21 protein-coding genes are annotated in these 21,723 nt (G+C 68.5%); 7 read left to right on the top strand and 14 right to left on the bottom strand.

Annotated features, from left to right (window positions below):
• Positions 1–118: 118 nt before the first annotated feature.
• The 4 genes from ACIGXX_RS29535 to ACIGXX_RS29520 all read left to right on the top strand — a co-directional run bounded on the left by ACIGXX_RS29535 (position 119) and on the right by ACIGXX_RS29520 (position 3,482).
• Positions 119–865, top strand: a complete 747-nt coding sequence (locus ACIGXX_RS29535; RefSeq protein ID WP_399980177.1) for a hypothetical protein — start codon at positions 119–121, stop codon at positions 863–865.
• Positions 866–1,099: 234 nt separating this feature from the next.
• The gene (locus tag ACIGXX_RS29530) at positions 1,100–1,771 is read left to right on the top strand and encodes a hypothetical protein (RefSeq protein WP_399980174.1); all 672 of its coding nucleotides are present in this window, start codon (positions 1,100–1,102) and stop codon (positions 1,769–1,771) included.
• Entirely contained in the window at positions 1,762–2,832 is a 1,071-nt protein-coding gene (locus tag ACIGXX_RS29525; protein ID WP_399980171.1) for a hypothetical protein, read from the top strand. Before ACIGXX_RS29530 ends, ACIGXX_RS29525 begins: the two co-directional genes overlap by 10 nt.
• Before the next feature lie 140 nt (positions 2,833–2,972).
• The gene (locus ACIGXX_RS29520; protein ID WP_399980168.1) at positions 2,973–3,482 is read left to right on the top strand and encodes a hypothetical protein; all 510 of its coding nucleotides are present in this window, start codon (positions 2,973–2,975) and stop codon (positions 3,480–3,482) included.
• A 58-nt stretch (positions 3,483–3,540) separates the two neighbouring features.
• On the opposite strand, the gene ACIGXX_RS29515 is transcribed toward ACIGXX_RS29520, so the two are convergent.
• The 8 genes from ACIGXX_RS29515 to ACIGXX_RS29480 all read right to left on the bottom strand — a co-directional run bounded on the left by ACIGXX_RS29515 (position 3,541) and on the right by ACIGXX_RS29480 (position 9,661).
• Positions 3,541–4,137, bottom strand: coding sequence for a hypothetical protein (locus tag ACIGXX_RS29515; RefSeq protein ID WP_399980165.1), 597 nt, complete (start codon positions 4,135–4,137; stop codon positions 3,541–3,543).
• A gap of 1 nt (position 4,138) precedes the next feature.
• Positions 4,139–4,825, bottom strand: a complete 687-nt coding sequence (locus tag ACIGXX_RS29510) for a hypothetical protein (protein ID WP_399980162.1) — start codon at positions 4,823–4,825, stop codon at positions 4,139–4,141.
• On the bottom strand, positions 4,825–6,231 hold the full coding sequence (locus ACIGXX_RS29505; RefSeq protein ID WP_399980159.1) for a hypothetical protein: 1,407 nt from the start codon (positions 6,229–6,231) through the stop codon (positions 4,825–4,827). Before ACIGXX_RS29505 ends, ACIGXX_RS29510 begins: the two co-directional genes overlap by 1 nt.
• The gene (locus ACIGXX_RS29500; protein ID WP_399980156.1) at positions 6,231–6,539 is read right to left on the bottom strand and encodes a hypothetical protein; all 309 of its coding nucleotides are present in this window, start codon (positions 6,537–6,539) and stop codon (positions 6,231–6,233) included. Before ACIGXX_RS29500 ends, ACIGXX_RS29505 begins: the two co-directional genes overlap by 1 nt.
• A 223-nt stretch (positions 6,540–6,762) precedes the next feature.
• Positions 6,763–7,365, bottom strand: coding sequence for a hypothetical protein (locus tag ACIGXX_RS29495; protein WP_399980152.1), 603 nt, complete (start codon positions 7,363–7,365; stop codon positions 6,763–6,765).
• A complete protein-coding gene (locus tag ACIGXX_RS29490; RefSeq protein ID WP_399980150.1) occupies positions 7,362–8,066 on the bottom strand; it encodes a hypothetical protein in 705 nt (234 codons plus the stop codon). Before ACIGXX_RS29490 ends, ACIGXX_RS29495 begins: the two co-directional genes overlap by 4 nt.
• Before the next feature lie 41 nt (positions 8,067–8,107).
• Positions 8,108–9,352 (bottom strand): putative T7SS-secreted protein, encoded by a 1,245-nt coding sequence (locus ACIGXX_RS29485; RefSeq protein ID WP_361469112.1) that lies wholly within the window; start codon positions 9,350–9,352, stop codon positions 8,108–8,110.
• Positions 9,353–9,661: a type VII secretion target gene (locus ACIGXX_RS29480; protein ID WP_351170124.1), complete on the bottom strand. Its 309-nt coding sequence runs from the start codon at positions 9,659–9,661 to the stop codon at positions 9,353–9,355.
• A 61-nt stretch (positions 9,662–9,722) separates the two neighbouring features.
• On the opposite strand from ACIGXX_RS29480, the gene ACIGXX_RS29475 reads away from it, so the two are divergent.
• Complete coding sequence (locus ACIGXX_RS29475) at positions 9,723–10,403, top strand: hypothetical protein (RefSeq protein ID WP_351170121.1); 681 nt, start codon at positions 9,723–9,725, stop codon at positions 10,401–10,403.
• Positions 10,404–10,572: 169 nt separating this feature from the next.
• Here the strand turns inward: ACIGXX_RS29475 and ACIGXX_RS29470 are convergent, their stop codons facing one another.
• Positions 10,573–10,851: a hypothetical protein gene (locus ACIGXX_RS29470; RefSeq protein ID WP_399980144.1), complete on the bottom strand. Its 279-nt coding sequence runs from the start codon at positions 10,849–10,851 to the stop codon at positions 10,573–10,575.
• A gap of 167 nt (positions 10,852–11,018) precedes the next feature.
• Positions 11,019–11,318: a WXG100 family type VII secretion target gene (locus ACIGXX_RS29465; protein ID WP_351170116.1), complete on the bottom strand. Its 300-nt coding sequence runs from the start codon at positions 11,316–11,318 to the stop codon at positions 11,019–11,021.
• A gap of 226 nt (positions 11,319–11,544) precedes the next feature.
• On the opposite strand from ACIGXX_RS29465, the gene ACIGXX_RS29460 reads away from it, so the two are divergent.
• Positions 11,545–16,233 (top strand): FtsK/SpoIIIE domain-containing protein, encoded by a 4,689-nt coding sequence (locus ACIGXX_RS29460; RefSeq protein ID WP_351170113.1) that lies wholly within the window; start codon positions 11,545–11,547, stop codon positions 16,231–16,233.
• Positions 16,234–16,368: 135 nt separating this feature from the next.
• Here ACIGXX_RS29460 and ACIGXX_RS29455 read toward each other — a convergent pair whose 3' ends face one another.
• Both ACIGXX_RS29455 and ACIGXX_RS29450 read right to left on the bottom strand, forming a co-directional pair.
• Positions 16,369–18,087, bottom strand: coding sequence for a serine/threonine-protein kinase (locus tag ACIGXX_RS29455; RefSeq protein ID WP_351173926.1), 1,719 nt, complete (start codon positions 18,085–18,087; stop codon positions 16,369–16,371).
• A gap of 155 nt (positions 18,088–18,242) precedes the next feature.
• Positions 18,243–19,064: a menaquinone biosynthesis protein gene (locus tag ACIGXX_RS29450; RefSeq protein ID WP_351174001.1), complete on the bottom strand. Its 822-nt coding sequence runs from the start codon at positions 19,062–19,064 to the stop codon at positions 18,243–18,245.
• Between the two features lie 401 nt (positions 19,065–19,465).
• Here ACIGXX_RS29450 and ACIGXX_RS29445 point away from each other — a divergent pair, with 401 nt between their 5' ends.
• Positions 19,466–19,669, top strand: coding sequence for a cold-shock protein (locus tag ACIGXX_RS29445; protein WP_018528239.1), 204 nt, complete (start codon positions 19,466–19,468; stop codon positions 19,667–19,669).
• A 237-nt stretch (positions 19,670–19,906) separates the two neighbouring features.
• Here the strand turns inward: ACIGXX_RS29445 and ACIGXX_RS29440 are convergent, their stop codons facing one another.
• Both ACIGXX_RS29440 and ACIGXX_RS29435 read right to left on the bottom strand, forming a co-directional pair.
• On the bottom strand, positions 19,907–20,728 hold the full coding sequence (locus ACIGXX_RS29440) for an ATP-binding cassette domain-containing protein (protein WP_351173930.1): 822 nt from the start codon (positions 20,726–20,728) through the stop codon (positions 19,907–19,909).
• On the bottom strand, positions 20,728–21,720 hold the full coding sequence (locus tag ACIGXX_RS29435) for an ABC transporter ATP-binding protein (protein WP_351173933.1): 993 nt from the start codon (positions 21,718–21,720) through the stop codon (positions 20,728–20,730). Before ACIGXX_RS29435 ends, ACIGXX_RS29440 begins: the two co-directional genes overlap by 1 nt.
• Positions 21,721–21,723: the final 3 nt, after the last annotated feature.

The raw sequence follows: 21,723 nt of genomic DNA, 5'->3' as shown, positions 1-21,723 counted from the left end.
TGACAGTCCGCCGAAATGATCCCACTTGCCCCACAGACAACCCTGGCGGAACCAACAGCCCCACGGATAACGTCGGCCCGCTGAAGCCCCCCCCCACCCACCCCACCGGGAGCCGACCGTGAACCGCCGCACCAAGCACGTCACCGCCGCGCTCACCGCGACCGCAGCCCTGCTGCTGACGGCATGCGGCAGCGGAGACGACGACAAGGGAAGCAAGGGCGACAGTGCCGGCAAGGCGGCGGCCTCTTCCGCGGCCCCCGCCGAGAAGAAGCCCACCAAATCGGCCTCTCAGCTCTCCCTGACCAGGAACGAAGTGCCCGCCCACGCCGTGGTGAAGCCCGCCGACGGCTTCGTCTTCGCGAAGTCGAGGGACAACATCAAGGTCAGCAAGCCCGCCTGTACTCCGCTTGCGTACGCGATGAACCAGTTCCCCGCCGGCGACCCGCGGGACAGCTTCGTCCGCGTCGCGGAGGCGAAGGAGTTCGACGGCACCTTCACCTACATCACGCTCGCCACGTACGCGCCCGGGAAGGCGAAGGACGCCATGGCCGGCATGACGAAGGCGGTCAGTGCCTGCGCGGGTGGCTTCACCGCGAAGGGGGACAAGGCCTCCAGCCCGTACGAGTCCGTCGCCTCCGAGACCACCGGAACCGCACCCACTCCCGGCGCCGACGAGTCCCTGGCCTTCAGGACGACGAGCAAGTACAAGGGCAACACGCACACCGTGCGCACCCAGGTCAGCCGCCACGGCGCCGCCATCGCCATCTATTTCGCAGTGGACGGCAACGCCTACCTCCAGTCACGTGCCGGCGACGCCAAGATCTTCCCTGCGGTTGTCAAGTCGCAGGAAAAGAAGCTCAGTTGAGGGCGGGGGCCCGTCGCGACGGACCCTCTGGCGCGGCGTCGAACCCCCCGCGCGGCGGAGCCCCATCCCCGCAAAACCGGGCGAGGCCCCGCATAGCGGCGTTCTTCGCGTCACGACACGATGACAGTTCGTCGAAATAGAGCGCTTTGTCCGGCCATCGACCCTGGCGGAACCAACAACCCCACAGTTAACGTCGGCCTTTTGGAGACCCCCTCGCCCCACCGGGAGCCGACTGTGAACCGCCGGACCAAGCACGTCACCGCCGCGCTCGCCGCGACCGCAGCCCTGCTCTTGACCGCCTGCGGCAGCGAAGACGACGGCTCCAAGGACAAAGACAAGATCGCCGGCGCCGACCAGGGCGCAGACAAGTCGAAGAAGTCGAACGAGCCGTCGGACGCACCCGCCGAGGACAAGCCGGACGGCGTGGACCTGACTCTGCCCAAGGACATGGTCCTGGTCTTCGACTGGGACAAGCCGGCGGACAAGGACGAGGCCGCGGCGATGGACGACGCCCGGCACTTCGTGCAGTCGATCTACCGGGGCGTCGCCGAGCAGAAGGTCGATGACCCGGCGGTCGCCACCTACGCGACGGACAAGGGACTCAGCTACGCCCGCACCCAGATCAAGGGCCGCGTCGACGCGGGAGTGACCTCCACAGGCACCCGACGCCATTTCCAGGAGAAGGTGCGGAAGTCCCCGAACGGCAGCGCGGTCGAGGTCTCGTTCTGCGTGGACTCCAGCAAGTTCTATTCAAAGGACGTGAAGTCGAAGAAGGTCCGCAAGGGGGCACCCAGTGCGGCGTCGTACGACTTCTTCAAGATCGTTATGAATAAGTTCCCGGGGAAGGACGACTTGTGGCGCGCTTCGGTTGTGTTCGTGACGGAGAAGGCAGACCAGTGCGCGTGAACAGAGCCGCGATCACCTGCCTCTCACTGTCCCTCGTCGTCGGCGGTCTTCTGACGGGCGGCGTCGCCCACGCCGACGAAGATTTCGGCAACGGCAAGGGAAGCGTCAAGGAAGAGGGCGGCAGCGACAAGACCGGCGTCTACGCCGCCGCACAGGTCAAGTACTCGGGAGCCGTCACCAAGGACGGCGGCAGCGGAAACGTCACGTCTGCCGACGTGAACTGGGATCCGCCGGCCTGCTGGTACGCCCCGTACCTCGGTGCCAAGGACTTCAAGAAAGAGATGTCCGCGAACATCAAGGAGCAGTTGAACACCCCCGGCTTGGGCTCGGGGGGAACCGCCCTGGGGCAGCTCAAACGCCACTACGAGGACGATTTCGGCTGGACCGACACCCCCGGATACAAGGACTACAACGTCGAGAAGGACGGCGAGGGGATGTTCTGGGCAGGTGTCCAGAACCCCAACGAGCCCGACGTCCTCAAGCGCATGTCCTGCTCCGACATCCCCTTCTGGGTCGACAACGGCGAGCCGCCGCCTCCCCAGCACGAGGAGGCCATCACCCCGGAGATGCTGGCCGCCCTCGCCTACCAGCACATGGAGCTCCCCGGCACCAAGGTCACCCTCGCGCCCGAGGCCGTCACCAAGGTGAATCTGCCGACGTGGGCCTGGCTCGACAAGGCCGTCTTCGACGACGTCACGGCGACGGCGGAGATCAACGTCCCCGGCTTCAACCTCCAGGCGACGACGACCGCGACCCCCAAATCCCTCACGCTCGACCCCGGCACCAAGGACGCCACCACGATCCCCGCGAACGGTGAGTGCCCCATAGTCGACGGCAAGATCGGCGAGCCCTACGCCAAGGGCAAGTCCAAGGAGACGCCGCCCTGCGGCATCACCTACCGCCGCTCGTCCGGCGGCGACACGTTCCCGCTGAAGGCCTCCCTCACCTGGGAGATCACCTGGCAGGGCACGGGCCAGGCGACGCCGGTCGGCATGCCCAACGGCACGATCGAGGCGGTCCAGCAGATCGAGGTCGAAGAAATTCAGTCCATCAACCGCTGAAGATCACCGACTTAGGGAAGCGGTCAAGGGCCTGGTGGCGCCGCCAGGCCCTAGCGAAGGAGCACATGCACATGTCGGACGAGGAAGACCGTGATCCCGGGCCGTGGGAGTACAGGGCCCGGGAGGGGATAATCAGGAAGATGGTTCCGGGCGACGTCATCGCCGCGGTACCGGCTGCCCGCGAAGCCGCCGCATCAGAGGGTCGCAGGCTCCAGTTCGACTTCCTCGACGACGAAGCCGTCCTGAAAATGCTGCGCCTTCGCCATATCGACGACCAACAGATGAACAGTGCCGGAGCGAAAGCCGGAATTCCTACCGCATTGATCCTCGTCGGGCTCTTCATCTACTGGGGCGCCTACGTCCAGTACTGGGAGTCCCCGAGGAACCAGTCCCTCTTCTATGCGGCGGCCGGTCTCATCGTCTGTGGCACCCTGGCGTTCTTCTGCGCCACGGTGATCCGGCAGTGGAGCAACCGCCCCCGCCAGAAGGTCCGGGCCAGGGCAGCCGCGTACCGGAAGATCGCGCACATCGCGGCGGAGAACGGCGGCGACGTCCCGACCTTCTACCCGCACTACGGCCCGTACCCCTTCGCGGCGAACTTCCATTCCGACGCCGCCGAACTCGACCTGCCCGAGCAGAGCAGATTCTGACGGCAGGCATCCGCCCGCTGCGCCGCCCGCCAAAGAGGCGAGCCCCGCCTTCTGCTCTCTACTCCCAGTGAAGGGTTTCGGCCACAGTGTCGAAGAGCTCCACCATCTTTGGGGCCAGGCCCTCCATGGGAGTGGAGAAGGTGAGGGTCAGCCACAGATCGCTCGCGGGCACCGGCACGTGATAGTTCACCGTCGTCGTGGCGAGCGTGTTCCCCATCTGGCGCTCTGGGTCCGGAGCTTCGGTCCGCTCTTCCCGTACGGCGTCCCCGGCAGCATCCAGCCTCCGCACCTCCGGACGGCGGCCTGCGTCCGCCAGCCTACGAGCCAGGTCGTGCGCCGTACGGCAGCCGGGCCAGCGGTCAGGGAGAAGGCTCACCAACAGCGAGGACGCCAACGGCAGGCCATCGACGGTCAGCAGCGAGATGTACAGCTCGACACCGCCGGCGCGGTGGGCCGCCTTCGCCTGCTGTTGCAGCTCCCGCATCAAGCGTTCCTTGAGGACGGGCGCGTCGTCGATCCCGGCGAACTGCCGGTCGGCGAGGGCGACGATGCCTCGGTCGCGCTCATCGGGGTCTAGGTGCAATTGGAACCAACCCGCCGGAACGAAGATGGTGTAGTCGCTCGGCGGGGTGTCCCACTCGGTCTGGAGGGGCATGTCAGCGCTCGCTGGAAGGTTCGGTGAGGGTGTCCTCCGTGCCGGGGCCCGTGGGGACGGGCACGAGACGCATGGTGGGCACGAGGCGGTCCACGAGCTCCGTCAGCTCGTCCGTGCGCTCGAAGTTGAGCCATCTCGCCTCGACGACCAGGATCTCCTCCTGCCCATCCGGCCAGACCCCGTATTGGAGGGACTCACTGAGTTTCTTACCCCAGCCGAAGCGCCGCTTCTCAGCCAACACCGCCTGCACGCGAAGAGCCGGGCCGAGCGGTAGCTGAACGGTGGAGACCTGCGGTTCGCCCTGCAGCTTGGCGTAAGGCCATTCCAACAGCTGGGGCAGATATTCCTGCGGAGAAGGCCGCTGAACATCGTCCTCCCCGTACGCGAAGACCGACAGGTCGGCCAACAGCGAGCCACCCTCCGTGTAAGCGACAGTTGTCAGGACCGGCTCGGACTTGAATGCCGTCAGAGCCCGTTGCTCCAGTTCCTCTTGCAGCGAGTTCTTGTTGACGCCGAGACGCAGTGGATTGAACTCAGCCACAAGGTTTGCGGCCATCTGTCGGGCCTCTGCCCGGGTTCCCTCGTGGAGCGTCAGCGGGAGCCAGTCACCGCCGAAGTCGAAATCAACAACGTAATCGCCCCCGGGGCCAGGAGAAATCCCCGCCGCTTCTCTGTTCTCTCGCTCCATCAACTCACCTCATCAATAAGAAGACCACCGGCAGTGATTCCGCTACCAGCCGCATTCAGTGCCGTCGCTCGGATCGAACTGTCGTTGGTCGCGTACCCATCGCCCACGGTCTTACTCAAGTGCTTCAATTCCTTGAGCTCTGACGCTACGGAGGCGTCCGACAGGGAAACCGACTTGCCGACCCCCTTGATCAGGCTTCCGTTCCCGCGCTCCCTCAATTCCTGGGCCGATTCACGGTAGCCCCCCTTGAAGGCGTCCTTCCAAGTGGATCCCTTGAAAATCTCGGTTACCGGCTCCCGCATCGACCTCGAGATGTCGCCCTTCTGCAGCCCCTCGATGTGCCTCGCCTTGCTGTTGTACTTCTTGCGATTGCGCTTGATCTGCTTACCAGTCGGATCCGGCTCTTCGGTCTTCTTCGACCTGCCAGCCTGCTTGGCCCTCTTGGCGAGCCGCAGACGGCTCAGCATGCCATTCGCATAGCGGCCGCTGACCTTGGACATCGCCTTACCGGCCCCCATCATCAGCAAGCCCACCGCCGCCGTGGCCAGTGCCGTCCAGGACTCGTCGCCCATTCCGACCTGGATCGCCGTGCAGGCGATGTTGACCAGTGTGGCCACCATGGAGATGCCGCCCAGAAGACCGGCCAGCCCTTGCCCGATGATGGGGATCCAGCCGACGGCCAGCGCAGCGAGGCCAGCCCATTTGGAGATGACCTCCGTCACGTCCGCAAGCCACGCCACGGCATCGGCGAAGTCGTCCCAGAAGCCGTCCTTGAGGGCATCGTCGGAGATGACGTCGTCGATGGCCTCTCGCGCCTTGCGCGCGGCCGTGTCGCGAATTTCCTGGGCCTTTTGCAGCTTGCCCCGGGCCGCCTCCAGGGCCTTGCCCGCGGCCTCCGCCTGATCCTCCAGCTTTCCCTTGCGCCCCTTGGCGCCCTCTTTGTCGTCGTCCTTCTTGCCGGAATCGCCGGACAGGCCGTCCAGCCCTTTCCGAGCGGCGCTCTTGTCGGCCTCGGCGTCCTGGGCCTCCTGCCGGGCGATCTCGGCGATCCGCTGGGCCCGGTGGAGTTCGGTGGCGTAGCTGCCGGGCTGGGCAGCGGCGTTCGACTCGTATCCGGATCCGTGGTCGACGATCCGGTCGCCGACCGCGTCGGCCACTGTCTCGTAGCGCTTGTGCGCGGCCTCCAAACGGCCGCGGCACTTCTTGGCCTTCTCGCGGAACTCCTTGCCGGCGTCGCTGTCCCAGGACTCGACCTCGGACGCTGCCTTGAGGTGACGTACTTGTCGTTCCAGCTCGTCGGCCGTCTTGCGGAGCTTGCGGCCCAACTGCTCCAGACGATCCGGGTCGCCGGGAATCGGGTCGTGGTCGGCCAAGGGCTGCCAGTCCTTGGTGCGCGCACCGCCCATCAGGACTTCTTCGTCCGGCCGGACTCGCGCAGGACCTTGGCCAGCTCGCTGTCGATGCTCTCGTACGTCTTCGCGGCGGCCTTCGCGATCTCGCCCAGCCGCTTGATCTCATCGCCGAGTTCCTCGCGGTGCCTGTCCCAGTTGTCGACGAAGTCCCCGAACTGCCAGGAAAGATCGTGTTCGCCGAAGTCGTCTTCGTACTGCCCCTTCAGCTTCCCAAGTCCGTCGAAGGCGTCCTTGATCTTGCCCAGACCGACACCCATCTCCCGAATGACGTTGAGGTCGTCGATCCTGGTGCGCTCCCCCACAGGGCCCCCTCTACCGCGTCATGCGTCCCACTGCTTCTCGCCTGCGAACTGTTCGATCAGATATCCGACAGCACTCCTGCGGATAGTCTGATCGTCCGCCTCTGAGGCAGCAGCTTAGGGGTGGGACGGAAGGGATCGCACCCCGGTCGGGGCGCACACCGAACCGCGAGCCGGTGTGCGGGGGTTTACCTGTGGGAACGGTGGAACCCGGTCAGCAGCCCTGTCACATCACCCACCGCAGCGACCCCGCCATCGCATCGCACAGGCGCTCCATCGGGCCGGACATTCCCGTTACGGGGGCCGAGAAGGAGAGGGTCAAGTAGGCCGTTCCGCCTGGCATGTGGACGTGGATGTCCAGGGACGTGGGGCCCAGTACGCGTATCGCCGTGCCTGCGGCAAGGTTCACCACGGACACCTCTCTTCCGGCCCCGTCCTCCTCGGACTCCCGCGCCGCCAAGTACGTCGCGTACCGCTCTGGGTCCGCCAGCGTATCGCCCAGTGGCCTCAGCGACACCAGCAGTGATGCGGGCAGGCCGCCCTCCTGGGAGGTGGTCAGGAGGAAGAACTCCATGGCGCCGCGCGCCAGGCCGGCCTCCGCGGTGTTCCGCAGCGTGGTCCATACGTTGCGTGTGAGCTCCGCGGAGACGCCGCGGCCCTGCGCCTCGCGGTCCACGAACGTCTTCAGGTGACTGCGCCACCGGTCCTGCGTGAGGTCGACGCGGAACCACTCGCGGGGGACCAGCAGGCGGTAGTCCGTGGGGACCGCCTGCTGGTCCGCCGTGAGGGGTGAACCCGACGCCGGCCGTGGTTCGTTGACCGCGTTCACCCCGGCATCACCAAGGGCAGACCCTGCTCGTCGAAGAAGCGCACGCTCTTCACGACGCCGGCGAACATGGAGGAGAACGTGTCCCAGCCCTCGGCCGTCGGCGTACCCATCTCCAGCAGCATCACGGTCTGGTTGCTCAGCGGTATCTGGACCTGGATGAACGACGTCCAGATCGGCTCGTCCTCCCCCGACTCCGTGAGGCTGCCGTCCACGTAGGACTGCCGGGCGCCTATGCAGGTCACTGCCGGGCCGCAGGGCAGCTTCACCTCGTCCACCTGGCCTATGTCCAGGTGCCGCATCGTGGACGCGATGAAGCCCACCGGCTTGGGCCCGGCCCGTTCGTCCAGGTCCACGAGGCTGACGTTCACCGTGGCGGTGCAGCGGACGCCCTCGACCTCCGTCGTGACGAAGCCCGCGTACTGGACTCCCGCCTCGATGAACTCGTCGTAGTTCGCCATACACATGGCGGCCCATTCGAGCTGTACGTCCTCCGTGCCGCCCGGCAGGGCCTTACGGGCCAACTCCTCCAGTTGGTCCGTGAGTTCGTCCAGGTCGTCCGCCTCGAAGGGGAGCTCCAGAAACCCTTCGGGCATGACCCAGCGGACTTCGATTCCGTCGCTTCCCTCAAGGCTGCGCCGGGTGTCTTCCGTGCTGTCCGTGGTGTCCGTGCTGTCGGTGGTGTCGGTCGTGTCGGTGGTCAATTGAGGGTCCGCTCTCGGTCTCGTACTTCGCCGGACATCGCCTATGCCGCCAAGGCCGCGTTGAACGGCTTCGGCGACGCCTGGGGTGTGGGTGAAGGCCGGGGAGCAGGAGAGGGAGTGGGAGAAGGCGTGGGAGAGGGCTCGGCCTTCTTCGGCTCCTGGTATCCGGTCTTCTCGCCGTTCTCACCATTGCGCATACGGTTCAAGGCACTCGCGAGGCCCGACCCCTTGATCACCGCTGTGATCTTCTTGCCGTCGATGAGGTCCTTGCGCGCCGTCTTGCCCAGGATCTTGTTGACCCCCTTGACGGCAAGGCCGTTCAGGAAGTTGTGCCCGACGCCATCGAGAGCATTGAGGCCCCTGGCCCCCATGCGCCCGAGCTTCGTCATGTTCTTCATGCCCTTGAAGGCCTTGAATCCCTTGAGGGCGCCGAGGCCGGGCAGCACGCCCAGTGCGTCGGTGCCCAACTTCATCCAGTCGAGCTTTCCGCCGCGCGCCGTCATGTCGTACGCGTGGCCCGCGAGTGCGGCAGCACTGGTCAGCACCGCAAGGGTGGCGAGGATGGGAACCAGCACCTGGAGCGGGGGAACGAAAGCGCAGATCACCGCGAGCACGGACAGGACCGCGGAGATGTTCGAGAGCGCGTCCGCCCAGTCCGCGAGCATGTTCATGAAGCCGCCGGGGTCCCGGACGTCATCATGGTGCACGACGTTCTTGATGTGCTTCGCGGCCTTGTCCCCCGCATCGTCATAGATGTCCCTGGCGTCCTTCACCCCCTTTCTCGCGCTGCCGTAGCGGCGCAGAGCGTCGGCACGCTTCTCGACCCAGCGGTCGTAGTCCTCCTTGTCCTTCTCAGGGATATTGCGCGTGGGGTACTTCTCTTCGTACTTCTTTACTTCGCGGTCGGCGATGTCATGGTCACCCTCGGCCTCGCGATAATCGCTCAGCGCCTTGTCCGCCTTGCGCTGCGCCCTGCGCATTTCGCTGGCGAACTCGTTCGAGCTGCCTTCCCGCACCTGCTCGCCGACGGCCTTGGCCGCTTCGTCGTAGCGCTCGAAGGACTTCTTCAGTTTGTCCGCCGTGCCACCGGCCATCTCATGGAAGCCTCTTCCGGCTTCACTGTCCCAGCCCTCCACCGAGGCCAGCGCCTTGATGACCCGTGACTGCTCGTCGATCATGTCGGCCATCTTGCGCAACTTGCGCCCCAGTTCGGCCACTTCTTCGGGGTCGCCGGGCGTGGGGTCGTCGTGCCAGAGTGGCGGCCAGTCGCTGTCCGTCCTGCTCACTTACTTCCCCTTGCTCTTCGCCTTGGCGTCCCGGATGGCCTTCGCCAGCTCATGGTCGATCTTGTCGTACGCCTTGGCGGCGGTCGACGTGAACTCGGCGAGCTGCTCGAGTTCCTTCATCAGCTTCTTCCTGGTCTTCTTCCAGGTGTCCCCGAATTCCGAAAAGGCGTCCTTCAGGCCGCCGTGCCCCACCGCACTTCCGTATTCATCGGCCGGATTTCCGTTGCGCTCGAACTCGTTGTGAATCTTGCCAAGATCGCGTGAGCACTTCTTGATGGCGGCGAGATCCGCCTTGATATGGTCCCCCATGAGGGCCACCCCTCTTCTCGTTGATTTCCGACTGAGCACCTGATGCAAGGAGAGCCTTGACGTGACATCCAGGGGCAGACAGAGCGTGATATCCGACCGCCTCGGCCTCCAGGTCGACGCCGGGGCGTGGTGCTCGATCGACAAGATTCCCCAGCCGCCGTCGGACGTGCTCCAGGCGGCCGGTGCCCCGCGCCTTCGCCCCGGGAGGAAGCCCGCGCTCGACATGCTCGGTGCCGCGCTCTGTCTGCCGTTCGTGCCGTTCGGCTTGCTGTTCGTCCTTCTTGCCAACATGGGACAGGCGATCGAGCGATCCCTTGCCCCGAAGTCGGTGAAGGAGAGGCTGCGCGCCAAGCGCGAGGACGAGCAGCGGCGCGACGCCCTCGTCACAGAGCAAGGACTCGACCGCGTCTTCGACGGCAACTGGCAGGGCAACGCCGGGCAGTTCCTGCTGCGTTGGTACAGCCATTCCCCGCACGACATGCGACTCGTCCTCGTGTCCCAGGGCGACATCGTTCTGGCGGCCCCGCCCCGGCGCGTGTCCGGCAGCAGGGAGAAGCTGATGGAGATCGTCGCCCGCCTTCCCGCTGCCGAAGCAGCCCTTGTCGACCCGTTCTTCGGTGAGTTCGAGACCAAGATGCTGCTGCTGCGGTTCCGCGACGGTTCCTGGCTGCGGGTCGAGACCGAAGACGCCCGCAGCGACCTCCACATGTACCTCCTGCGCCAGCCCCGCACCGCCGGCTGAAAACCCCGCGCCGCCGCCCGGGACCTCCTGACCGACTTCCTGCAACACCCGGACTCCCACAGCCGACATGTCCGCCCCGAGCGCCTGCGGCTGCGTGGTGCTCAGCTCGGGCGCACCGCATGCGTGCGCTCCGGGAACGCCGCTCCGAGCGACCTGCGTACGCGGCTCCTCAGGGAGCGGTCGAGGCGGCATAGAGGAGTGCCAGTACGGGACGTACCGCGACGAGGGTCGCGATTCCGGCGATCAGCGTCACGCCCAACAGGCCTCGCGGGTCGAGCAGCTGGCAGACGCAGACGACCGTGAGCAGCGTGAGGAAGCAGACTGCGAAGAAGATGCGGATGTTTCTGGGGGGCTGCGCGACGATGCCCGGCTCGTCCGACTCCAGACGGTTCCGGCGGTCCCGCCGGACGCGTCCGGTCTCCGCCGTGGTGGTGGCGTCAGCGCTCATCGGCCTCACCACCCATCGGCCTCACCGCAGCCGCCTCACGACTCATCGCTGATGCGCTCCCCGTACTCACGACCGTCCGCCCGGACGCCCGGCTCTCCAGTCCCGCCGACGAGGGCGGGGCGACAGGATCCCCCGTCACCCCGCCACTCTCGGAACAGCCACCGTCACTACTTCTTGGCGGCGCGACCCAGCTCGTCGTCGATCTGCTCGAACTTGTCCGCGGCGTTGGTCAGGTAGTCGCCCATGCCGTCCAGACCGTCGAGCGTGTCCTTCGCGCCCTTGACGAACTCGTCGAAGTTCTCGTCGAACGCCTTGGACGCGCTCTTGGTCACGAAGCCGGACTCGACCAGGTTTGCGATGTACTTCCGCAGACCGTCGAGCTTCTCCTTGAGCTTGTCCTTCTCCTTGACCACATGCTTGGCCGCGTCACGCATGTCCTGATATGTGACATCAAGGTCCTTGGCCATGTAGCCCACTCCCTAATCAACTTGCCGCAGGGAAGGCCCCCGTGGCTCCCGTGTGCGCGGATGGTGTGATCGTCCGCTCTTTGCGGCAGCAGCTTACGGGTGGGGCTGGTGGGTTCACACCCCGGTTGAGTCACAGCTCTGCTATGAGCCGGTGCACAGGCCGTTGCCAGTGGGAAGGGTGGAGCGGCTATCGTCAACGCCATTGTTCATTACGGGGAGGACGATCGTGCGCCTGACTCTGACCGTCGTCGATCCGTTCGGCGGTGGGGCCGCCGACGTGGTCCTCGACGCCGATCCCGAGTCCACCGTGCAGGACATAGCGGTGGAGCTGGCCCGGCAGGTCGGCCACACCGGCGCGCAGATCATTCCGATCGGCCAGCGCCACCAGTCGCCCGCAGCGGGCGCCCCGATGATCTACGTGGACGGGTACGCCGTCGATCCCAGCGCCACCGTCGGCACCTCGCCCCTGCGCGAGGGCGCCGTCGTCAGCCTGAACGACCCGGCGGGATGTCTGCCCGGCGAGCCCGCCGGCCTCGTCGAGCTGCGCGTCGTGAGCGGGCCCTCGGCGGGCTCCCTGCACCGGCTGGGGATCGGGCGCTACGACATCGGCAGCGGCAACGCCTCGTACATCCGCGTCGACGACCCCGAGATGCCCGCGCGCGCCCTCACGTTGTCAGTTGCAACCGATGGAACATGCCAAGTCGCCCTGCACGGGGAGAAGAAGGACAAGGAAGCCGTAACGCTCGACGGCGAGCCCTTCGGCCTCGACAAGAGCGAGAGCGACCAGCACGACGACGAGAAGACGCGGAAGGAGCGGCGGCGGGAGAAGAAGGAGGCCAAGCGCGAGAGCAACAAGCGCGGCGGCGCCCGGCGCGACAGCGGTGAGTGGCCCCTGGGGGCACAGATCGCGGTCGGGAACACCCTCTTCGAACTCATCCGGTACGCACCCCCCAACGCGGCCCTCAAGTGGTCCGAGGACGGCGCGGGCCTCGACTACAACCGGCCCCCGCGACTGCGCCCGCCCGAGCGGCAGACCACGTTCCGACTCCCGGCCCCCGTACGGGACTTCGAGGCCCGGCCGCTGCCCTGGCTGATGGCGCTCTTCCCGCTGGTCGGCGCGGTCGTGGCCGCGATGATCTTCGACCGCTGGTACTACCTCATCATGGCGGGGCTCAGTCCCATCATGCTCTTCGGCAACTACTTCATGGACAAGAAGCACGGGCGCAAGTCCCATGCGAAGCAGGTCAAGGAGTACAAGGAGACCAAGAAGCGGATCGAGAAGGACGCACAGGACGCCCTGGTCGCCGAGCGTCTCGACCGCCGCAACGCCATCCCCGACCCGGCCACCGTCCTCGCCCTGAGCACCGGCCCGCGCACCCGCCTGTGGGAGCGGCGCCGCACCGACGCCGACCACCTCCTGCTCCGCTTCGGCACCGGCCAACTGCCCTCCGAGGTCGTCCTGGACGACCCCGAGAAGGACGAGCACCGCCGCCAGGTCACCTGGAAGATCGAGGACGCGCCCGTCGCGCTGCCCCTGAAGGGCCTGGGCGTCATCGGCATCGCGGGCCCCGACGACTCGGCGACCGCGCTCGGCCGCTGGGCGGTCGCGCAGACCGCGACCCTGCACAGCCCGATGGACGTGCAGTTCTACATCCTCACCGAGAACGGGGCGCGGAGCAGCTGGGACTGGGTGCGCTGGCTGCCGCACATCAGGCCGTCCTCCGGCCAGGACATCAACGTACTCATCGGCACCGACGCCGAGACCGTCGGCGCCCGCATCGGTGAGCTGACCCAGATCCTGGACGCCCGGCTGAAGATCCTCGAGGCGAACAAGAGCCAGGGCGCCAGCTTCAGCGAACCGGACATCGTCGTCGTCTGGGACGGGTCGCGCCGGCTGCGGTCCCTGCCGGGTGTCGTACGGCTGCTGCGCGAGGGCCCCTCCGTGGGCGTGTACGCGCTCTGCCTGGACACCGAGGAACGGTTCCTGCCCGGTGAGTGCCTGGCCTTCGTCGTCGCCGAGCCCAAGCCCAAGGACAACGAGCAGCCCCGCGGCGCCTCCCCGCAGCAGCCGGCCGCCGCGCCCCAGCAGGCCCCCGGCGGTTTCCCCTCCTTCCAGGCCTGGCACACCACCGCGCCCGACACCCCCCAGGCCAGCGCCGCGCAGGAACTGCGGCTGCGCGTGGAGATGACGGGGGCGGAGCGGGTCCTGAACGTACGCCCCGACTTCGTCTCCCCCGCCTGGTGCCTGCGGCTCGCCCGCTCGATCTCCCCGCTGCGCGACATCAGCGGCGAGACCGAGGACTCCGCCCTGCCCGGCTCCAGCCGACTGCTGGACGTGCTGCAGCTCGAGCCGCCCACGCCGGGCGCCATCGCCGCCCGCTGGCAGGCGGGCGGACAGTCGACGATGGCCGTCATCGGCGAGTCGTACGACGGCCCGTTCGGCATCGACATGCGCAAGGACGGGCCGCACGGTCTGATCGCGGGTACGACCGGTTCCGGCAAGTCGGAGCTCCTGCAGACCATCGTGGCCGCGCTCGCGGTGGCCAACACCCCCGAGAACATGACCTTCGTCCTCATCGACTACAAGGGCGGCTCGGCCTTCAAGGACTGTGTGAAGCTGCCGCACACCGTCGGCATGGTCACCGACCTCGACGCCCACCTCGTCGAGCGCGCCCTGGAGTCCCTGGGCGCCGAGCTGAAGCGGCGCGAGCACATCCTCGCGGACGCGGACGCGAAGGACATCGAGGACTACCAGGATCTGGTGCGCCGCGATCCCTCGCACGCGCCCGTGCCCCGACTCCTCATCGTCATCGACGAGTTCGCCTCGATGGTGCGCGACCTGCCCGACTTCGTGACGGGCCTGGTGAACATCGCCCAGCGTGGCCGTTCGCTCGGCATCCACCTGCTCCTGGCCACCCAGCGGCCGAGCGGTGTCGTCTCCCCCGAGATCCGCGCCAACACCAACCTCCGCATCGCCCTGCGCGTGACGGACGGCGGCGAGTCCTCCGACGTCATCGACTCCCCCGAGGCCGGGCACATCTCCAAGAACACCCCTGGCCGCGCGTACGTGCGTCTGGGCCACGCCTCGCTGGTTCCCTTCCAGTCCGGCCGCGTGGGCGGCCGGCGCCCCGGCGCCGCCGATCCGCAGTTGCTCGCACCGTGGGTCGACTCGCTCGACTGGGCGACCCTGGGACGTGGCGCGCTGGTCAAGCCGAAGGCCGAGGCGCGCGAGGAGGAGGAGATCACCGACCTGAAGGTCCTGGTCGACACCGTCATCGAGGCGAACGCGGCCCTCGGCATCCCCGCCCAGCACAGCCCGTGGCTGCCCGCGCTCTCCGAGACGCTGATCCTGGACGAGATCCCGGCACCGGCGCCCAGGACGGGCCCGGGGAAGCTGACCCCCGCCGCGTACGGCATCGAGGACCTGCCCGGCGACCAGGCGCGTCGCCCGGTCGTCGTGGACTTCGCCTCCTTCGGGCATCTGATGATCGGCGGCGCGCCGCGCAGCGGCCGCTCGCAGGTCCTGCGGACCATCGCGGGCTCCCTCGCGCGCACGCATTCGTGCGCCGACGTCCACCTCTACGGCATCGACTGCGGCAACGGCGCGCTCAACGCCCTGACCCGCCTTCCGCACTGCGGCGCCGTCGTCAGCCGCAACCAGACCGAGCGGGTGGTCCGCCTCGTCAGCCGCCTCAAGGGCGAACTGACCCGCCGCCAGGACCTGTTGGCGGACAAGGGGTACGCGGACATCGGCGAGCAGCGGGCCGACGCGGCCGAGGACGAGCGGCTGCCGCACATCGTCGTCCTGCTCGACCGCTGGGAGGGCTGGCTGCCCACGCTCGGCGAGATCGACCACGGAAGTCTGACGGACGAGCTCACCGCGATCATGCGTGAGGGTGCGAGCGTCGGCCTGCACATGGTGCTCACCGGTGACCGCCAGCTCCTGGTCGGCCGCGTCTCCTCCCTCACCGAGGACAAGTACGGCCTGCGGCTCGCGGACCGCTCCGACTTCTCCATGCTCGGCATCCCCGCCAAGAAGGTGCCGGAGGAGATCCCGCCGGGCCGCGCGTTCCGCAACGAGAGCGGCACCGAGACGCAGTTCGCGCTCCTCTCGGACGACGTCACCGGCCAGGGGCAGGCCGCCGCGATCTCCGCGATCGGCGAGGCAGCGGCGGCCCGCGACGGGGAAGTGCCGCGCCACCGGCGCCCGTTCCGCGTCGACACGCTGCCGAGCCGCATCTCCTTCGACGAGGCCTGGGAGCTGCGCGACCCGGAGGCTTCACGCTCCAGGCTGTGGGCCCTGGTGGGCATCGGCGGCGACGAGGTCATGGGCCACGGCCCCGACCTCGCCACGGGAGTACCGGCCTTCGTCATCGCGGGCCCGGCCAAGTCCGGCCGCTCCACGGTCCTGATGAACATGGCGCGTTCGTACCTCGCACAGGGCGTACGCCTCGTGATCGCGGCCCCGCGCCAGTCGCCGATGCGTCAACTCGACGGGACCGAAGGCGTACTGAAGATCTTCACCGGTGACGACATCGACGAGGACGACTTCGAGGAGTCCATCGAGTCGGCGTCCCCCGAGGAGCCGATCGTCGTGCTGATCGACGACGGCGAGATGCTGGAGGACTGCGACGCGGCGAGCCAGTTCAAGCGCATCGTCCAGCGCGGCACGGAGACGGGCCTCGCGCTGGTCCTCGCGGGCGACGAGGAGGACGTGTGCAGCGGGTTCTCCGGCTGGCAGGTCGACGTGAAGAAGGGCCGACGCGGCATCCTCCTCTCCCCGCAGGACAGTTCGAGCGGTGACCTCATCGGGCTGCGGATCTCGCGCAGCATGGTGGGCGGGCCGATCGCCCCCGGCAAGGGGATGCTGCACCTGGGCAGCGGAGAGATCTCGACGGTGACCACGCCGCTGTGACCTCGGGGGTGGGGGGGGGGGGGGGGGGGGGGGGGGGGGGGGGGGGGGGGGGGGGGGGGGGGGCGCCCCCCCCCCCCCCCCCCCCCCCCCCCCCCCCCCCCCCCCCCCCCCCCCCCCACCCCACTCACTCCCCCCTCACTCCACCCGCGTCATCTGCGCCTCGGGGTTCCCGGACTTCTCGTTCTCGGAGAGGTACAGCAGGGCGTCGCCCTTCGGGCGGAGTCGGACGGTGTGCGGGTTCTTCGTGCACTGGGCCGCGCTGTCCGCCCGGCCCTTGCCACGGGCCACGATCTCCTTCTTCGACACCGACTTCAGGGTCAGGTCCACCGCGCAGACGCCGCCCAGCTGGTCGGTCTGCGTCATGACCGCGAAGCGTTCGCCGACCTTGCCCTGCTCGACCTTCAGCCGGAACGTGCCCATCGGGACCGCGCCGTTCGCCGCGACCGCCTGGCCTTCCCAGGTGCCGCGGTAGGAGGCGGGCACCTTGCCGCCGGCCTGGTCCGCGCCGCCGTCGCCGTCGCCATCGCCGGGCTGTTCGCTCGCGGTCGCGGCCGGGGGCTGCGCGGCCCCGTCCTTCGACCCGTCGCCGTCCCCCGGAAGCAGCCCCATCACGAAGACCGAGCCGACCGTCACCGCGGCGAGCGCGCCCGCGACACCCAGGACGAGCGTGCAACTGACCTTGCGGCCTCGCCCGTCCGCTCCGCCGGGCGTGGAGGTCGCCGCCACCGAGACGGACACGCGGCCGGGCGGTCCCGACGGGTCTGACGTCTGCGTGGGGACGTACGCGACCGAGGGCGTGGAGGTGGCGGGCAGCGCCGCGTACGACGGGTCGGGCGGGCCGAACGAGCCGCTGGCCTGCGGCACTTCGCGCACCGGCGCGTGACTGCCCGACACCCCGCCCATCATCGACGTGCCGAACGGCACCGGCCCCGAGGGCTGTTCCCCCGTCCCGGCCCCGTCCGTCTCCAGGTCCAGGAGCCGCACCGCGCTCCTGGAGACCCGCTCGACCAGCGGCCCAGGCAGCCAACCGGCCGCCACCAGCTCGTCCGCACCCGAGGGGGCAAGCCGCCGCGCGATCTCCTCCGGAGCCGGGCGCGCACCGGGGTCCTTGGCCAGGCACTCCCGCGCGAGGTCGCGCAGATCACCCTCCAGGGCGCCGAGTTCGGGCTCTTCGTGTACGACCTTGTAGAGGAGCGACGCGGACGAGTCGCCCGGGAAGGGTGAAGTCCCCGTGGCCGCGAACACCAGGACCGCTCCCAGCGAGAAGACGTCCGCCGCCCCGGCGACGCCCCTGCCAAGGATCTGCTCCGGCGACATGTAGCCGGGCGAACCGACGGAGACGCCGGTCGACGTGAGCGATGCCGTGCCGTCCGTCGCCCGTGCGATGCCGAAGTCGATGAGCCGCGGGCCGTCCATCGTCAGCATCACGTTCGACGGCTTGACGTCGCGGTGCACGAGGCCGAGCCCGTGCACGTGCGCGAGGGCCTCGGCGAGGCCCGCCACCAGTACGCGTACGGAATGGGCGGGCAGCGGGGACAGGTCGCGCACCGCGTCGGCCAGGGAAGGGCCCGCCGCGTACCCCGTGGCCACCCACGGGACGGCCGCCTCCGGATCGGCGTCGAGGACCGGCGCGGTCCAGTCGCCGCCCACCCGCCGCGCCGCGTCCACCTCGCGCCGGAAGCGGGCGCGGAACTCCTCGTCGAGCGCGAAGTGCGGATGGACGACCTTCACCGCGACCGTACGGCCGCCCGCACTGCGCCCCAGATAGACCCGGCCCATGCCGCCCGAGCCCAGCCGGCCGAGCAGCCGGTAGGGACCGATGGCGGTTGGTTCGCCGGGATCGAGCGGGTGCATGACGAAGGCCTCCCCCGGACGCGCCGCACGGCCGCGGCCACTCGGGCCGCGCGCATTGTCTGCAGCTCAGGGTAGTGCGCGGGCACGACCCGTGGTTCAGTCATGCCCCACTGCCGACTGCGGCCCCCGTACCGCCGCCATGGCCGCCATGTCCGCTACTTCGGCTGTGAACCCAGCAGTTCCACCCGCACGTCCGCGGGGAAGCCCGTCGTATCGCCCACCCGGCGCGCGAACTCCGCGACGCCCTCCAACTGCGCGCTCCCGAACCGGAAGTCCAGCGTCGTGAAGTACTTCTCCAGGACCCCCGCGTCGAAGGCCTCCCAGCGCGCGGCCTGTTCGGCGACCTTGCCGACCTCTTCGAGCGAGAGGTCGCGCGACGCGAGGAACGCCTGGTGCACCGCGTCCACGACCGCAGGCTCGCGCGCCGTGTAGTCCTTGCGCGCCGCCCAGACCGCGAAGACGAACGGCAGACCCGTCCATTCCTTCCACATCTGACCCAGGTCGTACACGTCCAGACCGAGCCGCGGGCCGTCGATCAGGTTCGCCCGCAGCGCCGCGTCCCCGATGAGCACGGCGGCGTCCGCCTCCTGCATCATCACGCCGAGGTCGGGCGGACACGTGTAGTAGTCGGGCCGTACGCCGAAGCGCTCGGCGAGCAGCAGCTGCGCCAGGCGCACGGAGGTGCGCGAGGTCGAGCCGAGCGCGACGCGGGCGCCGTCCAGCTGATCGAGGGGGACCTGCGAGACGATCACGCAGGACATCACCGGGCCGTCGCAGCCGACCGCGAGATCGGGGAAAGCGACGAGGTCATCGGCGTTCCTGAGGAACTCGACGAGAGTGACGGGCGCGATATCGAGATCGCCCCGCACCAACTGCTCACTGAGCTTCTCCGGGGTGTCCTTCGTGAGCTCGAAGTCGAGCAGCGTTCCGGTCCGCGCGAGGCCCCAGTACAGAGGCATGCAGTTCAGGAACTGAATGTGACCGACGCGCGGCCTGGGGGTGCGGTGGTGGCCGGGGAGCTGATCTGAGCCCGCCCCGGCAAAGGTGCCAACGGGAGAATTGTCCACATCGGGGAGGCTAGCCCCCTTGCGGTACGGTGCAGAAAGCGGGGCCCGATCCCGTCCTTGTCAACCCCTTCGGACCTGGTCCGTCAACCCCTCTGGGGGGTCCGTCAAACATCCGGGTGACGTGATCTTGCCCCCTATTGCTTTCGGCTGCCTGCGTGCTAAGCTCGCCGCAAGTTGCAGTTTGGTTTCCCTTGCAGTACAGAGCCTGCGGAGCATGTGACCCGCGGGCTCTCGTCGTTTTCAGACTTATGCAGTTGTTTCAACAATCGCAGGTTCTGGAGCAGGGCAACCCTTTGGCCCAAGGAGGGCTTATGGCTACCGGAACCGTGAAGTGGTTCAACGCCGAAAAGGGCTTTGGATTCATCGCCCAGGAAGGCGGAGGCCCCGACGTCTTCGTCCACTACTCCGCGATCAACGCGAACGGCTTCCGCTCCCTTGAGGAGAACCAGGCCGTGAGCTTCGACGTCACGCAGGGCCCGAAGGGTCCGCAGGCGGAGAACGTCACCCCCCAGTAGGTGGGGCGCCCCATGTGAATGGGGCGTGTGACAGTTCCGGTGACTTGATCCGGACATGGATAGCAGTACCCAAGGAGCCCTGCCTTCCCGCGCGAGCGGGTTGGCGGGGCTCCTGCCTTTTTCCGGCCGGGGGGCCTATTGCGGGGTGGGGCTTTAGGGGGGTCGGGGTGCTTTGTCCCGTTGAAGGTGCGTTGGGGCTTGGCGCGCAGTTCCCCGCACCCCCTTCGGGGCGCTCCCCTAAGGGGTGCTCGGCGTTAGTGCCTTTCTTGCCTTGATCGCGTTCTGGGGATTCCAGCCCTCTCCCGGGACCGAGGCAAGCAGCAGGCTTGTGTAGGGGTCTTCCGGGGATGTCAGGACGCGTTCCGTCGGGCCCTGTTCCACCACCTTGCCGCGGCGCATCACCAGGACCTCGTCGGTGATGTGCTGGACCACCGCCAGGTCGTGGCTGACGAAGACCAGGGCCACCCCGGTGTCCCGGCGGATCTCGCCGAGCAGCTGGAGGATCTGGGCCTGGATCGACACGTCCAGTGCCGCCACCGCCTCGTCCAGGACCAGGACCTGGGGGTCCACCGCAAGCGCCCTCGCGATGGCCAGGCGCTGGCGCTGGCCGCCCGAGAGTTCGCGGGGGCGTGCGCCGGCCTCGCGGGAGCCCAGGCCCACCTGGTCCAGGAGTCCCGCCGCCAGGTTCTCGTCCCTGCCGTGCAGCTTCAGGGAGGTACGCAGGCACTGGGTGGAGGTGAGGCGGGGGTCCAGGGAGAGGTAGGGGTCCTGGAAGACCATCTGGATCTCCCTGGCCCTGGCGAGGCGGGCGGTGCGCTTCCTGGGGGTGCGGGCCTCGCGGGGGCGGCCCTTCACCGTCACCGTGCCGGCGTCCTGGCGGGCCAGGCCCACCAGCATCCGGGCCACCGTCGTCTTGCCTGAGCCCGATTCGCCCACGATGCCTATGGAGCCGCCCGGTTGGACGGTGAACGTCACGCTGTCCGCCGCCTGGTGGCGGCCGCCGCCCGGCAGGGGATAGCTCTTGCTGAGGCCGTCTACCGACAGCAGGTCCTGGGGCATCAGTGGCTCACCTCGGTTGCATCGGTACTCGGCATCTTGGGTTGTGCCCACCCGTTCCGCCCTGCGGAACGCCTGCCCACAACGGAACAGGCGACCGTTCCGCCGCCGTCCAGCTCCAACTGCTCCGGAGTCCACGTCTCGCACGTCGCCTCCGACTCCCCGCACCGCGACACGAACGGGCACCCCGTGAAGCTGTCCGACAAGGACGGCGGGCGGCCGGGGATCGGGTGGAGGGAGTGCGTCGTGTCGCCCAGGGTGGGTGAGCAGGAGAGCAGGCCCCGTGTATAGGGGTGTGCCGGGGTGTCGAACAGGGCCTTCGCCGAGCGCTGTTCCACCACCCGGCCCGCGTACATGACGTACACGCGGTCGCAGTACGCGGCCGCCAGGTGCAGGTCGTGGGTGATGAAGAGGAGGCCCAGGTCCCGGGTGGAGCGGAGCTGGCGGAGGAGGGCCAGGATCTCCGCCTGCGTCGTGACGTCCAGCGCGCTGGTCGCCTCGTCCGCCAGGAGCAGGCTCGGCTCCGCCGCGAGCGCGCCCGCGATGACCACGCGTTGCAGCATGCCTCCGGAGAGCTCGTGCGGGCGCTGGCGTACGCGGTGTCCGGGGTCCGAGAGGCCGACTGCCTCCAGGAGCTCCACCGCGCGTTCGCGCGTCGCTCCCCTCTCGACCAGGAAGTCGCCGATGCGGCGCACCGGGTTGAGGGCCGCGCGGGGGTCCTGGTGGACCATCGCCACCGTCCGTGCGCGGTGTGTCCGCAGGGCTTCGCCGGTGAGGGTGAGGACTTCGGTGCCGTTCACGCGGACGGAGCCCGATGTCGCCGACCCCGCCGGCAGGAGGCCAAGGGCCGCCTTCGCCGTGGTCGACTTGCCCGAGCCCGACTCGCCGACCAGGCCCACGACTTCGCCGGGCCGCACGGTGAGGGACACCGACTCCAGGAGCGGCCGGGCCGCGCCCGGTATCCGCAGGGTGAGGTCTTCGATCTCCAGCAGCATGGG

It is taken from the genome of Streptomyces sp. NPDC055243 (assembly GCF_044544025.1).
Lineage (GTDB): Bacteria > Actinomycetota > Actinomycetes > Streptomycetales > Streptomycetaceae > Streptomyces.
This window is presented reverse-complemented; position numbering and strand designations above follow the sequence as displayed.

What these genes read in the sequence shown, in the direction of transcription:
- ACIGXX_RS29435 (WP_351173933.1), bottom strand. Translation starts at nt 21,720, where the DNA reads ATGCTGCTGGAGATCGAAGACCTCACCCTGCGGATACCGGGCGCGGCC.
- ACIGXX_RS29455 (WP_351173926.1), bottom strand. Translation starts at nt 18,087, where the DNA reads ATGCACCCGCTCGATCCCGGCGAACCAACCGCCATCGGTCCCTACCGG.
- ACIGXX_RS29515 (WP_399980165.1), bottom strand. Translation starts at nt 4,137, where the DNA reads ATGCCCCTCCAGACCGAGTGGGACACCCCGCCGAGCGACTACACCATC.
- ACIGXX_RS29445 (WP_018528239.1), top strand. Translation starts at nt 19,466, where the DNA reads ATGGCTACCGGAACCGTGAAGTGGTTCAACGCCGAAAAGGGCTTTGGA.
- ACIGXX_RS29480 (WP_351170124.1), bottom strand. Translation starts at nt 9,661, where the DNA reads ATGGGGGACCATATCAAGGCGGATCTCGCCGCCATCAAGAAGTGCTCA.
- ACIGXX_RS29440 (WP_351173930.1), bottom strand. Translation starts at nt 20,728, where the DNA reads ATGCCCCAGGACCTGCTGTCGGTAGACGGCCTCAGCAAGAGCTATCCC.
- ACIGXX_RS29510 (WP_399980162.1), bottom strand. Translation starts at nt 4,825, where the DNA reads ATGGAGCGAGAGAACAGAGAAGCGGCGGGGATTTCTCCTGGCCCCGGG.
- ACIGXX_RS29470 (WP_399980144.1), bottom strand. Translation starts at nt 10,851, where the DNA reads ATGAGCGCTGACGCCACCACCACGGCGGAGACCGGACGCGTCCGGCGG.
- ACIGXX_RS29465 (WP_351170116.1), bottom strand. Translation starts at nt 11,318, where the DNA reads ATGGCCAAGGACCTTGATGTCACATATCAGGACATGCGTGACGCGGCC.
- ACIGXX_RS29505 (WP_399980159.1), bottom strand. Translation starts at nt 6,231, where the DNA reads ATGGGCGGTGCGCGCACCAAGGACTGGCAGCCCTTGGCCGACCACGAC.
- ACIGXX_RS29520 (WP_399980168.1), top strand. Translation starts at nt 2,973, where the DNA reads ATGGTTCCGGGCGACGTCATCGCCGCGGTACCGGCTGCCCGCGAAGCC.